At 69.1% G+C, this 15,889-nt stretch carries 14 protein-coding genes; 5 read left to right on the top strand and 9 right to left on the bottom strand.

The annotated features are described in order from the left end of the window. Positions 1-24: 24 nt before the first annotated feature. On the top strand, positions 25-1,053 hold the full coding sequence (locus tag SK854_RS22020; protein WP_319976974.1) for a 2-oxoglutarate and iron-dependent oxygenase domain-containing protein: 1,029 nt from the start codon (positions 25-27) through the stop codon (positions 1,051-1,053). Here SK854_RS22020 and SK854_RS22025 read toward each other — a convergent pair. Further along, positions 1,028-2,023 (bottom strand): hypothetical protein, encoded by a 996-nt coding sequence (locus SK854_RS22025; RefSeq protein WP_319976975.1) that lies wholly within the window; start codon positions 2,021-2,023, stop codon positions 1,028-1,030. The genes SK854_RS22020 and SK854_RS22025 overlap by 26 nt on opposite strands. A gap of 146 nt (positions 2,024-2,169) precedes the next feature. Between SK854_RS22025 and SK854_RS22030 the strand changes: the two genes are divergently transcribed. After that, entirely contained in the window at positions 2,170-2,838 is a 669-nt protein-coding gene (locus SK854_RS22030; protein ID WP_319976976.1) for a DNA alkylation repair protein, read from the top strand. A 171-nt stretch (positions 2,839-3,009) separates the two neighbouring features. After that, entirely contained in the window at positions 3,010-3,573 is a 564-nt protein-coding gene (locus tag SK854_RS22035; RefSeq protein WP_319976977.1) for a GNAT family N-acetyltransferase, read from the top strand. Here SK854_RS22035 and SK854_RS22040 read toward each other — a convergent pair. The 3 genes from SK854_RS22040 to pheS form a co-directional block, all read right to left on the bottom strand. Next, entirely contained in the window at positions 3,542-4,039 is a 498-nt protein-coding gene (locus tag SK854_RS22040; RefSeq protein ID WP_319976978.1) for a hypothetical protein, read from the bottom strand. The genes SK854_RS22035 and SK854_RS22040 overlap by 32 nt on opposite strands. A gap of 369 nt (positions 4,040-4,408) precedes the next feature. Continuing rightward, positions 4,409-6,886 carry a phenylalanine--tRNA ligase subunit beta gene (gene pheT, locus SK854_RS22045; RefSeq protein ID WP_319976979.1) on the bottom strand — a complete coding sequence of 826 codons (2,478 nt, stop codon included), beginning with the start codon at positions 6,884-6,886 and terminating at the stop codon, positions 4,409-4,411. Positions 6,887-6,891: 5 nt separating this feature from the next. Next, a complete protein-coding gene (gene pheS / locus SK854_RS22050) occupies positions 6,892-7,959 on the bottom strand; it encodes a phenylalanine--tRNA ligase subunit alpha (protein ID WP_319976980.1) in 1,068 nt (355 codons plus the stop codon). Positions 7,960-8,104: 145 nt separating this feature from the next. Between pheS and SK854_RS22055 the strand changes: the two genes are divergently transcribed. Both SK854_RS22055 and SK854_RS22060 read left to right on the top strand, forming a co-directional pair. Next, on the top strand, positions 8,105-9,856 hold the full coding sequence (locus SK854_RS22055; RefSeq protein ID WP_319976981.1) for an HSP90 family protein: 1,752 nt from the start codon (positions 8,105-8,107) through the stop codon (positions 9,854-9,856). A gap of 2 nt (positions 9,857-9,858) precedes the next feature. Beyond that, the gene (locus SK854_RS22060) at positions 9,859-12,561 is read left to right on the top strand and encodes a tetratricopeptide repeat protein (RefSeq protein WP_319976982.1); all 2,703 of its coding nucleotides are present in this window, start codon (positions 9,859-9,861) and stop codon (positions 12,559-12,561) included. On the opposite strand, the gene SK854_RS22065 is transcribed toward SK854_RS22060, so the two are convergent. The 5 genes from SK854_RS22065 to infC all read right to left on the bottom strand — a co-directional run bounded on the left by SK854_RS22065 (position 12,562) and on the right by infC (position 15,650). Beyond that, the gene (locus SK854_RS22065; RefSeq protein ID WP_406601807.1) at positions 12,562-13,458 is read right to left on the bottom strand and encodes a S41 family peptidase; all 897 of its coding nucleotides are present in this window, start codon (positions 13,456-13,458) and stop codon (positions 12,562-12,564) included. Positions 13,459-13,486: 28 nt separating this feature from the next. After that, positions 13,487-14,329 (bottom strand): TrmH family RNA methyltransferase, encoded by an 843-nt coding sequence (locus SK854_RS22070; protein ID WP_319977835.1) that lies wholly within the window; start codon positions 14,327-14,329, stop codon positions 13,487-13,489. Further along, positions 14,326-14,715 carry a 50S ribosomal protein L20 gene (gene rplT / locus SK854_RS22075; protein ID WP_319976984.1) on the bottom strand — a complete coding sequence of 130 codons (390 nt, stop codon included), beginning with the start codon at positions 14,713-14,715 and terminating at the stop codon, positions 14,326-14,328. The genes SK854_RS22070 and rplT overlap by 4 nt, the downstream gene beginning before the upstream one ends. 79 nt (positions 14,716-14,794) lie before the next feature. Next, positions 14,795-14,989, bottom strand: a complete 195-nt coding sequence (gene rpmI, locus SK854_RS22080; RefSeq protein ID WP_258948200.1) for a 50S ribosomal protein L35 — start codon at positions 14,987-14,989, stop codon at positions 14,795-14,797. 49 nt (positions 14,990-15,038) lie between these two features. Beyond that, positions 15,039-15,650 (bottom strand): translation initiation factor IF-3, encoded by a 612-nt coding sequence (gene infC / locus SK854_RS22085; protein ID WP_093596532.1) that lies wholly within the window; start codon positions 15,648-15,650, stop codon positions 15,039-15,041. Positions 15,651-15,889 lie beyond the last annotated feature (239 nt).

A 15,889-nucleotide genomic window follows, 5' to 3' on the forward strand; every position in this document is an offset into this window, starting at 1 on the left:
ATGAATTGTGTCGTGCGTGAGTCCATGACAGGACTTCGCACCTTCCGCCTTCCCGAGACCGTCACCGGTTCGGACGATGACGCCGAGCTCGGCCGCCGACTCATCACGGCCTGGCAAGCCGACGGGATCCTGCAGATCGCTACCGACGCGGCACAGGACCGGACCACCGCGGCGGCAATGGCCGCGAGCAGACGGTTCTTCCACGGATTGACGCTCGAAGAAAAGTCACGGTTTGTGAGCGACCTGACCTATTCCGGTTACATCGCGTCCGGAGAAGAGGTCACCGACGGCATCGCGGACTATTCGGAGATCTTCACGATCTGCAAGGACGTTCCGCTCGACGACTCCCGCGTCGTGGGCAAATGGCCGTGCCACGGACCGGTTCCGTGGCCGGACGAGCGCTACCGCGACGCCATGCGGGAGTTCATGACGATGCTCGGCGGTGCCGGGGAACGCGTCCTTCAGCTCACCGCACTGGGCTTCGGGCTCGACATCGACACGTTCACCAGGCTCACCGTGGACGGCTGGCACCACATGCGGGTGCTGCGCTTCCCCACCAGGTCCGAGACCGACCGCGGCATCGGCGCGCACACCGACTACGGGCTGCTCGTGCTGGCCGCGCAGGACGACGTCGGCGGCCTCTTCGTCCGCCCGCCGATCGAGGGTGAGGACCGGCCGCGCAACTGGCTCCCGGACGAGTCGGCGGCGGGCAGCTTCCAGGACGCCCACGGCTGGAACTTCGTCGCACCGGTCGAACGCGTCGTCACCGTGTTCCCCGGTGACGTCCTGCAGTTCCTCACCGGCGGCAAGCTGCTGTCCACGCCGCACAAGGTCCTGCTCAACACCCGCGAGCGGTTCACGATGGCTTACTTCCACGAGCCGAACTTCGAGGCCGTCGTGCGCCCGCTGGACGACCCGGACGGCGACACCATCCACTACGGCACGCACTTCACCTCGATGTTCATGCGCTGCTACCCCGATCGCGTCACCACGCGCAGGATCATCGAGGAGGACCGGCTGAAGGTGCTCAGCGAACTCCGGAGTTGCTCCTGAACGGCAGAACCAGGTCGAGCAACCGGACCCTGGCGCGGTAATCGGCGACCCGGTCCGCGAACGGCCGCTGCACGATCCTGTGCACGGCGTCCGCGCTCAGGCGCTCATAGGCGGGAACCGTGTCGTTGCTCAGGAAGTCCCAGCGCGCCACCCGGTCCGCGTAGTTGAACGCGGGCAGCGGACCGCCGAACAACGGCCGGTACCGCGCCGGTGTCTTCCCGCCCGGCACCGGCATCGGGCCGGCGACCGTGATCGCGTACGTGACCATCTCGCCGGGCGGTAACAGCCGGGAACGCATGCGGTCGAACTGGTCGGCGATCACCAGGTTCTGCTCGCGCGACGAGAACTCCAGAACCGCCTGTGCCGGGTCCGCCCACGCCGCGGTGGTGTCCGGGTCGATGACGCCCGCGTCGCGCAACTCCTGCACGGCCTCGATCCCGCCGTGCAGGTAGGCGGCGTGCATCGCGCCGAGGTCCATGAAGATGTGCTTCTGCATCGACATCAGCATCGACGAGAACCAGCGCAGTTCCGGGACCGTGCCGAGATCGAGCATGCCGGCGGCGAACGCGGGGGCGCCGATGTTCGCGAAACCCATCCACCGCAACGTGTCCGGGTGGGTCAGGTAGAGCTTCGCGTAGAAGTCGTAGACGGCGAAGATCACCGCGCGGTTGGAGTCGGCGGTGCGTTGAGGGTCCCACTCGGACAGGTTGACGCCCGCGTCCTCGGCGGCGCGGACGATCCAGTAGTGCCACAGCAACGCCTTGAAGCGCGTGGGCGCGATGCCCCTGGCCCGGTATCCGGTCAGCGCCTGCTCCAGCGCGGCACGGTCGGACGGCAGATCGGGGTGCACTCCACCCCGCTGTTCGCCGTTTCCGTTCACCAGCGGCAGATCCAGGTAATCCACCGTGTCCGCTTTGGTAGCACCCATGCTGCCGAGCACGAGCGCCGCCACAACCATGAGCACGCGCATGAACGCGAACTGTATAGGGGCCAAGCACCCATTCTGTTCACAGAAGCCCCCGGTCAAGTGATGTTTTGCGGGTTCGTTAGCACTTTCGGTACCGATGGGGCCATAAATCTCAACAGGGCTACTCCTAATGCCTATACCGTTTGGGCGTGACACTTAAGGTTTCCTTGATCGACGCGGTTCGAGCGGGACTCGAGGAGCTCGCGGATCCGGTGAAGGCGCCCGAGATGCAGGCGTACATGAAGTCCGACATGCCGTTCCTCGGCGTGCAGAAACCGGGACGAGTGGCGCTGCTGAAGTCGCTGCCCCAGTTGCCCGGCCGCGACGAGTGGCTCGACGCGATCCAGACGTTGTGGCGTGAGGCCACTTATCGCGAGGAACGCTATGTCGCGCTCTCGCTGAGCGGGGATCGCCGGTTCCAGTCCGTCGACCTGATGCCGTGGTTCGACGAGATGATCGTGACCGGCGCGTGGTGGGACTACGTGGACGAGATCGCGTCGAAGCGCGTCGGGCCGTTGCTGCGCTCGACACCGGACGTCGTGCGGCCGTTGATGCTGAAGTGGTCCGTCGACGCGGACAGGTGGCGGCGGCGGACCTCGGTGATCTGCCAGCTCGGGTTCAAGGGCGCGACCGACGTCGAGCTGCTGACGGCGTGCGTCGACGCGAACGCGGACGACCCCGACTTCTTCCTGCGCAAGGGGATCGGCTGGGCGCTGCGGGAGTTCGCGAAGACCGAACCGGGCTGGGTGCGCGCGTTCGTCGAGGCGCGGCCGGGGCTGTCGCCGTTGTCACGGCGCGAGGCTCTGAAACACCTCTAGTGGTGCGACCGGCAGCCTTTGCCCCGTCTTCGGCGGTCAGACGGGTGCATCGTGGTGCCGGCCCCACGTCCTCATCCTGGTTGGCTGTGGCGTGGGCCGGTGCCGCGAGGCGCCCTGCTGAGCGTCGAAGGCGCGGTGAAGGTTGCCGGTCGCACCACTAGTGTCGATCACATGGAGGGCAAGCACGTCAGGCTCGAACCGCTGTCGCTGGATCACGCCACCGAACTGTTCGAGGTCACCCGTGACCCGGACATCTGGACCTGGTTGCTGAGCAGTCAGCCTTCGAGTGTCGACGACATGCGCGCGTGGGTCTCCGAAGCGATCGGGTCACGGGAGGCGTTCGCGCAGATCGAGGTCGCCACCGGACGGGTGGTGGGCACGACGTCGTTCTACGAGGTCGTGCCGGAGCACCGCAGGCTGGTGATCGGCTACACGATCGTCGGCAGCGAGTGGCACGGCACGGCGATCAACCCCGAGGCGAAGCTGCTGTTGCTGTCCGAGGCCTTCGACGTGCGCGGCGCGCTGCGGGTCGGCTGGTACACCGACGCGGCGAACGTGCGGTCGCAGCGGGCGATCGAGAAGCTCGGCGCGTCGAAGGACGGGGTGCTGCGCGCGAACGTCACGCGGCCGGACGGAACGCAGCGGGACACGGTCGTCTACTCGATGGTGCCGTCGGAATGGCCTGAGGCACGCGAGCGGCTGACTAGCCGTGTTTCGCGCGGCCCGAGTAGGTGAGCGGGAAGACGAGCTCGGCGCACTCCGCCGGCACGTCCTGGGCGACCTCGACCTTCATCGTGACCTCGACCGCGCCACCGGCGGGGATGTCCACGATGTCGGTGAGCGGGACGACGGTCAGCACACCGGCCGGGCAGCCTTCCACGCGCTGCTGGGTGGCGTCGAGCGGCTGACCTGGCACCGCGGACAGGCTCTCGACGATGATGCCGACCGGGTTGGGGTTGGACAGCCGCACCTTGCGCTCGCCCACGGCACCCGGCTTGAGCTCCACGGCCGCGCCGGAGATGTCGTTGATCTCGAACGGCTTGAGCTGCTGCATGCCCGACTCGCCGCTGCTCACGGAGTAGGCCATCGCGGGCGTCGCAGGGTCTGGCCAGGTGAGGTGCATGGCCGCCACGACCGCCGCGCCGAGCATGAGAATCGTCAAAGACACAGCGATCTCAAGGCGCGGACCCAGACTACGCATGGCGCAACTCTCCAGAGTTGTTGCTCCCAGGCGGTGGGTTCGCCAATAGCTCCCCACCGGACCGGCGACCAGACTCGCCCGGTGGTTCATCGCTTCGCCCCTCGGCCCTGGCGGGCCGCGTCGCCAATCTTGGAGAACCTTCACGTACTGCGCAAGCGTCCGACGGTTGCCGATTTCCCCTTGTAATGAGGGACCTTTGGCACCTTGACAGCTACGCAGGGCTACCACCTGCTGATTTGATCCCAAATCCCACACATCGGCGTTCAGCCGAACGAGCGAACTTTCACCGGCAATTCATCGGTGTGTCCTGGCGACGTGGAAAGGCCCGGGATTCGTGCGGAACCCCGGGCCCTCGTCCATCGCGGCCGATCAGGCGCGCAGAGCGGCACCCAGACGTTCGCCGGCGGCGGTGACGGCGGCATCGCGGGCCGCGGTCGCCTCCTCGACGGTCAGCGTGCGGTCCGGCGCCCGGAAGCGCAGCGAGTAAGCGAGCGACTTCTTGCCCTCGCCCAGCTGCTCACCCGTGTACACGTCGAACAGGCGGATGTCCTCGAGCAGGTCGCCCGCGGACGCCCCGAGCACCTCGGACACCGACTGCACCGGCACGGAGGCGTCCACGACCAGCGCGACGTCCAGCAGCACCGGCGGGTACGCCGACACCATCGGGGCCGGGCGGTGGTCGTCCAGCGGCAGCGCGTCCAGGTCGAGCTCGAACGCCACCGTGCGCTTGGGCAGGCCCAGCGCCTCGATCACCTTCGGGTGCAGCTCACCGGCGTGACCGACGGGCCAGTCGCCGACGCGCAGCTCGGCGCAGCGGCCGGGGTGCCACGGCAGCAGGTCCGACGCCACGACGCGCAGGGTGACCCCGTACGCCCTTGCGGCACGGCGAGCGGCCTCGACGGCGTCCGACCACTCGGCGATGCGGCCCTTGCCCCACCAGCCGGCCAGTTCGCGGTGACCCGTGAGGACACCGGCGACGTGCAGCGGCTGGTGCGGCAGCGCGGCCAGCAGCGAGGCCACCTCGGCCTCGGTCGGCCTGCGGTCCACGCCGAGCGCGGGCACGGGCACCTGCTGCGCGCGCGGCAGCGTCACCTGGGCGATGTTGTAGAGCGAGACGTCCTTCGCACCACGGGCCAGGTTCCGCTGGAGGGTCTCCAGGAGGCCCGGCAGCAGTGTCGTCGCGAGGACGTTCTTGTCCGCCTCCAACGGGTTCAGCACGCCGACCGCGTTGCGCCGGATGTCGTCGGCGGCCAGACCGAACGCGTCGAACACCGACGGGTCGATGAACGGGAACGGCTTGACCTCGACGAAACCGTCCTCGGCCAGCGTGCGCCACACCGTGCGGCGGCGGCGCTGCTGCTCGGTCAGACCGCGGCCGGCGGGGGCGGGCGGCAGCACGGAGGGAATCGTGTCGTAGCCCTCCAGCCGCAGCACCTCCTCCACCAGGTCGGCGGGCTGCACGAGGTCGGAGCGCCACGTCGGCGGCACGGCCGTGACGATCGTCTGGCCGTCGTCCGAGGTGGTCACGGAGACCTGGCAGCCGATCTGGCCGAGACGGCGAGCCGTCACGCCACGGGCATAGCGGACACCGGCGATGCGGTCCGGCAGGTCGATCGGCATCGACACCGCCTCGGGCAGCGCCGGTGCGCCCACGTCGGTGCGGCCGGGCTTGATCTGGCCCTCGGCGTAGTGGTTGAGCAGCTTCGCGGCCCGCTCCAGCGCCACCGGTGCCAGCGCGGGGTCGACGGTGCGCTCGAAGCGCTTCGCGGCCTCGGACGGCAGCTTGTGCCGGCGGACCGTGCGCGCGATGGACGCCGGGTCCCAGTTCGCGGCCTCGAGCAGGATGTCCGAGGAGCTGTCGCCGACCTCGGTGGACGCGCCGCCCATGACACCGGCGAGCGAGATCACGCCCGAGTCGTCGGCGATCACGATGTCGTCGATGTCGAGAGCGCGGACCGAGTCGTCCAGCGTCGTGAGCTTCTCCCCCGCCAGCGCGCGACGGACCGTCAGCGCACCGGACAGCGAAGCGGCGTCGAACGCGTGCAGCGGCTGGCCCAGTTCGAGCATCACGTAGTTCGTGACGTCGACCGGCAGCGAGATGGACCGCATGCCCGCGAGCATCAGGCGGCGGCGCATCCACCACGGCGTGGGCGCGGTCGGGTCGACACCGGTGACCCGGCGCGCCACGAACCGCGAGCAGCCGGGACGGTCCTCGATGTGGACCGGCCACGCCTCGCCCTCGGGCTCGGGGACCTCGATCAGGCCGGGGTCGCCGAACGGCACGTCCAGCGCGCAGGCGATCTCGCGGGCCAGGCCGCGGACCGAGAACGCGTAGCCGCGGTCCGGGGTCGGCGCCAGTTCGATGACCGTGTCGTTCAGGCCGAGCAGCTCCAGCGCGTCGTCGCCGGGCTGCGCGGTGCCGGTGGGCAGCACGAGGATGCCGGAGTGGTCGTCGCCGATGCCGAGCTCGTCGGAGGCGCAGATCATGCCCTGGGACACGCGGCCGTACGTCTTGCGCTCGGCGATCGCGAACCCGCCTGGCAGCACGGCGCCGGGCAGCGCGACGACGACCGAGTCGCCCTCGACGAAGTTCGTGGCGCCGCAGATGATGTCGTTGACCTGCTCGGGGCCGACCTCGACCTGGCAGTAGCGGATCGGCTTCTTGAACTCGGTGAGCTCCTCGATGGCGACGACGCGACCGGCGACGATCGGGCCGGTCACGGGACCGAGCGGGCTCACCTCCTCGACCTCGATGCCGATGCGGGTGAACGCCTCGGCGAGCTCGTCGGGCGTGGGGACTTCGTCGAAACCGAGGTGTTCGACCAGCCAGCTGACCGGGATGCGCATCCGGATCAGGCCTCCGTTCCGAATGGCTGGGTGAAGCGGACGTCGCCCTCGACCATGTCGCGCATGTCGGGCAGACCGTTGCGGAACTGCAGCGTGCGCTCCAGGCCCATGCCGAACGCGAAGCCCGAGTAGACGTCCGGGTCGACGCCGGTGGCGCGCAGGACGTTGGGGTTGACCATGCCGCAGCCGCCCCACTCGACCCAGCCCGCGCCGCCCTTCTTCTCCGGGAACCACACGTCGACCTCGGCCGACGGCTCGGTGAAGGGGAAGAAGCTCGGGCGCAGACGGGTCTTCGAGTCCTCGCCGAACATCGAGCGCGCGAACGCGTCGAGCGTGCCCTTGAGGTGGCCCATCGTCAGGCCCTTGTCGACCGCGAGGCCCTCGACCTGGTGGAACACCGGGGTGTGCGTCGCGTCGAGCTCGTCGGTGCGGAACGTGCGGCCGGGGCACACCACGTACACCGGGAGCTCGCGGTCGAGCAGCGTGCGGGCCTGCACGGGAGAGGTGTGCGTGCGCAGGACCAGCTGCGAGTCACCCGGCGCGATGTAGAACGTGTCCTGCATCGAGCGGGCCGGGTGGTCCTTGCCGAAGTTCAGCGCGTCGAAGTTGAACCACTCGGTCTCGAGCTCGGGGCCCTCGGCGATCTCGTAGCCCATGGCCACGAAGACGTCACCGATGCGCTCGGCGAGCGTGGTGATCGGGTGGCGCGCGCCGCGCGGGAAGCGGTCCCAGGGCAGCGTGACGTCGACGGACTCCTCGCGCAGCACCCGCTCGTCGCGTTCGACCTGGAGCACGGCGAAGCGCTCGTCGAACGCGGTCTTGATCGCGGACTGCGCCTCGTTCACCCTCTTGCCGGCCTCGGCCTTGGCCTTGGGGGGCAGGGCACCGATCTCGCGGCGGGCCAGCAGCACGGGCGACCGGTCACCGAGGTGGCCGGGCTTGACCGCGGCCAGTGCCTCGAGGTCGGCAGCTCCGGCGAACGCCTCGCGCGCCTTCTGCACGGCCGCGTCGAGGTTCTCGGCCGACAGCGCCGCGACCTGCTTCGGGTCGTACGGGTCGTTGGCTCCGGACATGGTTTGTGGACAGCTCCCAGTTTTGACCCACAGCGGACAACAGGTAATCAACAGGCCGATCCTAGTGGGTGCGCTGTTGACCGCTCCGGGACGTTCCGTTAAAGAGCGGCATCGCCCTCACGTCGTCCCTAGGATGGGCGGCATCATGTCGCACACCTTCCGCGTCGACCTGCGCGGCATCATCGACCTGCTCAGCCACCACCTGTACAGCAGCCCGCGCGTCTACGTGCGTGAACTGCTGCAGAACGCCGTCGACGCGATCACGGCACGGCGCGAGCTCGACCCGTCCTGCCCCGCCGACGTCACGATCACCTGCGGTTCCACGCTGACGATCACCGACACCGGCGTGGGGCTCACCGAGACCGAGGTCCACGAGCTGTTGTCCACGCTCGGCCGCACCTCGAAGCGCGACGACCTGGGGTTCGCCCGCGAGGGGTTCCTCGGCCAGTTCGGCGTCGGCATGCTGTCGTGCTTCCTGGTCGCCTCGTCCGTGACGGTCGTCACGCGGTCCTCTCGCGGCGGTCCTGCCGTGCGGTGGGAGGCGGACTCCTCGGGCAACTACACCGTGTCCGTTGTGGATGGTGACGTGCCGGTGGGCACGACGGTGAAGCTGACCGCCTCGCGGGGCAACGAGCACTGGCTCGAAGCCGACGTCGTGCGGCCGCTGGTAGGCGACTACGGCGATCTGCTGCCGGCCGTCGTGACGCTGGACGGCGCTCAGGTCACCCGCGGCGAACGCCCGTGGGACGACGAGGACGCCGATCTCTCCGCGTACTGCGAGCAGGTCCTGGGGTTCACGCCGTTCGAGGCGATCCCGATCGAGGTCGAGGCGGCGGGACTGACCGGCGTCGCGTTCGTGCTGCCGTCCGGGGTCCATCCCGGGACGCGCCAGACGCACCGGGTGTACCTGAAGCGGATGCTGGTCGGCGACAACGTCGAGGGCCTGCTGCCGGACTGGGCTTACTTCGTGCGGTGCGTGGTCGACGCCTCCGCGATCCGGCCGACGGCGTCGCGCGAGTCGCTCTACCAGGACGAGATGCTGCTGGCGGTGCGCGAGGAGCTGGGCGAGCAGATCCGCGACTGGCTGATCAGGCTGGACGCGATCGAACCGCGCCGGGCCGGTGAGCTGCTGGCCGCGCACCACCTGGGCATCAAGTCGCTGGCGCGCTCGGACGACGAGATGCTGCGGCTGGTCGAGCGCTGGCTGCCGTTCGAGACCACCGAGGGCGCGATCCCGTTGCGGCAGTTCAAGCGCAAGCACGGCGCGATCCTCTACATCCCGGACGTCGACGAGTTCCACCAGCTGGCACCGGTCGCGGCCGCGCAGGGACTGGGTCTCGTGAACGCCGGCTACGCCTACGACATGGAGCTGCTGAACCGGCTCAGCGCGCTGGACGGTCCGGCCGTCGCGCGCCGGGTGGCTCCCTCGGAACTGCTGGCGGCGCTGGCCGATCCGGAACCGGAGATCGAGACGGCGCTGCGACTGCGACTGGCGGAGGGAGCGGCGGCGCTGGACCGGCACGACTGCGACGCGGTGATCCGCGACTTCGACCCCGTCTCGTTGCCCGCGTTGCTGATCAGCAACGCCGAGCAGCAGCGCAAGCTCGACACCGAGCAGACCGCGGAGGAGGTGACGGACCCGTTGTGGGCGGAACTGCTGGGCCAGCTGACGGCCGGGTCCAGTTCGTCACGTCCCGAGCAGCTGGTGCTCAACTGCCGCAACCCGTTGGTGCAACGGCTCGCGCGGTTGAACGACCCGTCGCTGGTGGAGCTGACGCTCGAATCTCTGTACGTGCACGCCGTTCTGCAGGCTCGGCGAGCGATGCGACCGAAGGACACGGCGGCGCTGAACCGCTCGTTCCTGGAACTGCTGGACCGCGCCGTTGGGGGTAAGTGAACATGGCCGACTTCACCGCTGAAGACGCGGAGAGGGCGTTCCTGGAGGCGTACAACATGCCCACGGGCATGCCGAAGCACGAGGCGCTGGAACGGGCCGCGCGCATGTCCGACGCGCTCGGGCACCTGCCGCTCGGGGTGTCGTGCCGGACCGCGCTGATCGACTCGGCCTACTACCTGTCGCGCTACGACCTGATGCTCGCGCCGTTCGCGTGGGTGCGGGCCGCGGAGGAGAAGGATCCCGAGGCGTTCAACGAGTACGAGGTCCACTCGCTGAACTGGGCGCACAAGTGGATCGCGACGGGCCTGCGCCGGGACCCGAAGTTCTCGCTGGAGCAGCTGCAGGCCGTGATCGGCCAGCTCGCGGACCGCTACGGCAGGCTCGGTTTCTCGGTGCAGCCGGTGCACGGCGCCCGTGCCGAGTACGCGTACCACATCGGTGACATGGTCGGCCTCGCCGAGCAGCTCGGGCGTTACCTCGCCACGGAACGCGGGCCGATGGCGGACTGCGAGGCCTGCGTGATCGAGGAGCAGGTCTGGATGCTGGCGAGGCTGGGCCGTCACCAGGAAGCCGCCGCGCACGGCTGGGAGGGCCTGTCGGGCAACACCGGCTGCGCCACGCAGCCGCAGGGCATCCTGTCCGCGCTGCTGTGGCCGTTGCTGGAGACCGGCGAGGTCGAGAAGGCCGCGCACGCGCACACCACGGCGTACCGGTTGATCAAGGACGACGAGATCACCTCGTACGTGCACGAACACATCCGGTTCTGCGCGTTGACGGGCAACCTGTCGCGCGGTGAGGAGATCCTGCGCCGGTCGCTGCACAAGGTGACGGGCGTGCAGCTGCCGGCCGACGAGATGTCGTTCGCGGAGTGCGCTTCCGTTCTGCTGCAGCGTCTTCCGGCCGACACGGTGTTCGAGGTCCCCGCGGTCGGAACCCGGACGGCCGCCGAGCTGCTCGACCGGCTGTCGAAGCGCGCGATCCAGCTCGCGAAGCAGTTCGACGAGCGCAACGGCACGTCGGCGTGGCTCGACCGGGTCACGCAGGCGTTGGAGCAGAAGGACTACCCGGCGGTCGAGCTCGCGGTGCCGGCCGCACCGGTGGCCGCTCCGGTCGAGGAGTCCGTCGTGTTCGGCGACCCGGTGGAGATCGCCGAGTCGATGGTGCTGCTGTACGAGCAGGGCGACTTCGTGAAGGCGCGGCGGATGCTCGACTCGCTGCCCGCGGACATGGACTCGTTGCTGCCGCCCGATCTCGCGGCGCACGCGGGCATCCGGCGGATGACGACCGGGCTGGTGCCGTTCGACCCGGCGGCGTTCGACGAGATGCTGACGGCGCTGCCCGCCGACCTCGCGCTGCGGTACCAGGCGCGGCTCGCGATGGGCCTCGAAGGTGGGCTGGAGCTCGCCGAACGGTGCCTGGCCGAGGCGACGACGGACTACACGCGGACGGTCGCGGCGCTGTCGCTGGCCGAGCTGCACGACGACGCGCACGCGCACGAGCGGGCCGACGAGATGATCGCGCTGGCGTCCTCTTTGGACGTTCCGGAACTGCGCGGCCGGGTCGTGATCGAGTCCGCGGAGCACAAGGCACGGCAGCAGGACGTCGAAGGCGCCTACGCGGACGTGCTGGCCGCGATGGCGGGCGAACTCCCGTTGAACGCGCGGTTCGAGGGCTACCGGCTGCAGTTGCGGCTGGAAACCGTGCTGCGCAAGGTCACGGAGGCCGTGGCGACGGCGCGCGCGTTCGTGTCGGCGTTCCCGCTGCCGGAGTCCGCGGAGGCGCGCTGGTACCAGGTCGCGGCGATCCAGGAACTGGACCAGGAGGGCGCCTGCCTGGGCGATCTCCGCGAGGCCGTGGCGATCTCGCGCGTGCACCTCTCCCCCGGGCACACCGCGCACTTCTGCTTCGCGCTGAGCGGCGGATACGTGCAGACGGACCGGTTCGTCGAGGCCGCCGAGGTTCTCGAGGAGTCGTTGCGGCTGTTGCAGGACGGCCAGGAGGACCTGCGGCTGCAGGTGGTGTTCCGGCTCGGGCAGGTGTGCCGCAAGCTGGGCGAACTCCCGGCGGCCGAGCGGTACCTGCGCGAGGCTGCGGATCTGCTGCCGCCCGAGGAGACGGGACGGCGGGCGTTCCTGCTCGACGCGCTCGCCTCGGTGCAGGGCCGGCTGGACAAGCACGACGAGGCGACGGCGTCCTGGCGCGCCGGTGCCGCGCTGTGGCAGCAGGAGGGCAACCTCTCGGAGGCGATCGGCTCGCTGGTCGAGCTGGCGTCGAACCTGCCCGACGAGGAGATCACCGAGACGCGTGCGGCCGTGGACGAGGCCGAGGCGCTGCTGCCGTTGCTGGACGACCCGACCGAGGTCACCCGCCGGCAGGCGGAGATCGCCGCGATCCGCGCGTGGGTGCACGGCCAGGCCGGTGAGTTCGCGCTGGCGATGAAGCAGTACCGCGACGCCGAGGCGCTGGTGGTGTCGCTGGGCGACGAGGGCTGGCGGGTGTTCGTCGTGCTGAAGGCGGCGCACGTGCTCCTCAACGCCGACGACGCCGAGGGCGCGGAGGCCGAGGCGCGCCGGGCTGCATCGCTGCTGCCCGACGACAACCAGGTCTCCACCGTGCTCTCGGTGCTGTCGGAGGCGTTGCGGCGCCAGAACAAGCCGTCCGGTACCGATCCGCTCGTGCGCGAGTTGACGGCCCGGCTGGATTAGTTATTTGGTGGCCGAGGTCGCCTTCTTGTAGGCGACCTCGAAGGCCTCGTCCGCGGGCACGCTGATGTGCGGGACGACGCCTACGCCTTCCCAGTTGGTGCCGGAGATCGGGTTGATGGCGCGGCCGTTCGGGATGGACGACTTGAGGTGCGGGCCGACCCGGTAGCGGTCGCCGGGGTGGGCGCCGCCCCTGGTGGTCTCACCGATGAGGGTGGCGCGCTCGGTCTGCTGGAGGTTGTAGCTCAGTTCCTCCGCGCCGGAGAACGTGCGCGCGCTCGTGAGGACGTAGACCGGCTTCGTGCCGCCGAACTTCGGGCCGGACACGTACGGGAGCGTCCAGAACTGCTGGGTGATGTCTTCCGGGCGGTTGTAGATGTCGTTGAGGTGCACCGGTTTGTCGAACAGGTAGCTGCAGATCAACTGGACCGTGTGCGGGTCGCCGCCGCGGTTCTCGCGCAGGTCGATGATCAACGCGTCGGTGTGCGCGATGAGGTTCATCGCGGCGACGTAGGCCGGCGTGGCGATCTCGGCGTCGTGCAGCAGACGGAGGTCGAGCAGGCCGATGTTGCCTTCGAGCCGCTCGACCTTGCGGATGCCGAACGCGTCGAGCTCGGCTTCCTTCTTGTAGGCCACCGGGTCCCAGGCCGACTCCTGGCCGGTCTCGGGGACCTCCTCCGCGCTGTAGAGCAGGCGGAGGTGCTTGTCGCCGTTGACGCTCTGCAGGTCCGCGGTCACCTTGGCCGCGAACTCCTCGTCATCGTCCACATCGGAGTAGGCACCCTCGGCCTGACGAGCGCGCAGGACGTTCGCGATCTCGTTGGCAGTGTCCGGAAAGACGTAGTAGGAGGCGAGCTGGGAGCACAGGATCTCGATCTCTGATTCGCGCACGGGGCGCACAGTAATCGCGCGCCCGGCACCCGTCAGCTCAATTCCGCTGGTCCCTGGCGGAGGCGTAAAGGCAGACAGCGGCCGCCGTCGCGAGGTTCAGGCTCTCGGCGGCGCCGTACAGCGGAACCTTCAGCGACGTGTCCAGCTTCGCCACCACGTCGTCGGGCAGGCCGTGGGCCTCGCTGCCGAACACCCACGCGGTCGGCCGGCTGAGTTCGCCCTGCGAGGAGGCCTCGACCAGGTCCTGTTTCGCGTAGCCGTCGGCGGCCACGAGCCTCAGGCCGGCCTGGCGGCACGCGGCGAAGACCTCGTCCGCGTCCCGGGAACGGACGATCGGCAGGTGGAAGAGCGAGCCGGTGGAGGCGCGCACGCACTTGCCGTTGTGCGGGTCGACCGTGTCGCCCGCGAAGATCACCGCGTCCGCTCCGGCCGCGTCCGCCACGCGCGTGACGGTGCCCGCGTTGCCGGGATCGGAGACGCCGTAGAGCACGGCGACGAGGCGCGGAGTTCCTTGCAGCGCCCGATCGAGAGGCTGCGGGACGGCGTCGCAGACCGCGACGATGCCCTGGGGCGTCACGGTTTCCGACAGCGAGTCGGCGGCCTTGTCGGTCACCTCGCTGATCCGGATGCCCTGGTTCGAGGCAGTCTGGAGCAGTTCGGCGTTGCGCTGCGCGGCCGTCGCCGTGACGAAGAGTTCGTGCACCTCGCCGTTTTTCCAGGCGAGTGCCTCGCGCACGGCCTGGGCGCCCTCGACGAGGAAACGACCTGCCTTGTCGCGGCCCTGGCGGCGGGTCAGGTGGCGAGCAGCAACGACCCGAGGCGTCCGTTCGGTGAACGGATCTGCCTCGGGTCGGTGGTGCGCGCGAGCGTTGTCGCTCAGGCCTGGCTCCCGGCCGGAGCGTTCACGTCGGCCGGGAGCGCCTTGCGGGCGATCTCGACGAGCGCCGTGAAGGCGGTGGCGTCGTGGACGGCGAGGTCCGCGAGGATCTTGCGGTCGACCTCGACACCGCCCAGGCGCAGGCCCTGGATGAGGCGGTTGTAGGTCATGCCGTTCGCACGGGAAGCAGCGTTGATGCGCTGGATCCACAGCTTGCGGAAGTCGCCCTTGCGCGCACGGCGGTCGCGGTACGCGTAGTTGAGCGAGTGGAGCACCTGCTCCTTGGCCTTGCGGTACAGCCTCGAACGCTGGCCGCGGTAACCGCTGGCCAGTTCGAGAACGGTACGACGCTTCTTCTGGGCGTTTACAGCCCGCTTGACGCGTGCCACGGGTACATCCTGTCGATCTCATGGGGAAACCGGCGTCGGGGGCCGGTTTCCCGAATTAGCTAGGGGGTGTCGAAGCGGGTCAGAGACCGAGCAGCTTCTTGATGCGCGGAGCGTCGTGGTCGGACACGACCGCGGTGCCGCTCATGCGACGCGTCACCTTGCTGGACTTCTTCTCCAGGATGTGGCGCTTGCCGGCCTTCTCCCGGAGGATCTTGCCGCTGCCCGTGACCTTGAAGCGCTTCGAGGTCCCGCTGTGCGTCTTGTTCTTCGGCATTTCCGTCCTCGTCTCGTGCTACCCACCGGGTCGGGGGCGGGCGTGCGTCCTACGCCTCTTCCGAGGCGGTGTCATCCGCCTCGGGTGCGTCGTCGTCCTGCTTGACCACGCGCGGCTTGATGTTCTTGTGCGGCGCCAACACCATGATCATGTTGCGGCCGTCCTGCTTCGGGTTCGACTCGACGAAGCCCAGCTCCGCGACGTCCTCCGCCAGCTTCTGCAAAAGCCTGTAGCCGAGCTCGGGGCGCGACTGCTCACGACCGCGGAACATGATGGTCACCTTGACCTTGTTCCCGTGCGAGAGGAAGCGGGCCACGTGGCCCTTCTTCGTCAGGTAGTCGTGCGGGTCGATCTTCGGGCGGAGCTTCTGCTCCTTGATGACCGTCAGCTGCTGGTTCCGACGAGACTCGCGAGCCTTCTGCGCCGTCTCGTACTTGAACTTGCCGTAGTCCATGAGCTTGCAGACCGGCGGGCGAGCCTGAGCGGCGACCTCGACGAGGTCGAGATCCGCTTCCTGCGCGAGTCGGAGCGCGTCCTCGATGCGAACGATCCCGACCTGCTCACCATTCGGCCCGACCAGACGAACTTCCGGCACCCGAATGCGGTCGTTGATGCGCGGCTCGGTGCTGACGGGTGCACCGCGGTTCGAGGGACTTGTCATTCACGTCCTTTGAGACTCGGTTGCGCCAAAAACAAGAGCCCCGTCACCGTCTCCCGGTGAAGGGGCCCGCTTCCGACCGATCTCACCCCAGAACTTCGAGCACCCGTGTGCCAGTAGCCTGGAGGACCGGACCCGGCCACCTCAAGAAGCGGTGAACGCGGGTGGGAGCGGGGCTCCACTTGCCGCTCTCGCACTAACGAGAGCTGGTCGCGTCCGAAATACTAGCAGACGCTCTTGTC

Source organism: Lentzea sokolovensis, assembly GCF_033949975.1.
GTDB classification, from domain to species: domain Bacteria; phylum Actinomycetota; class Actinomycetes; order Mycobacteriales; family Pseudonocardiaceae; genus Lentzea; species Lentzea sokolovensis.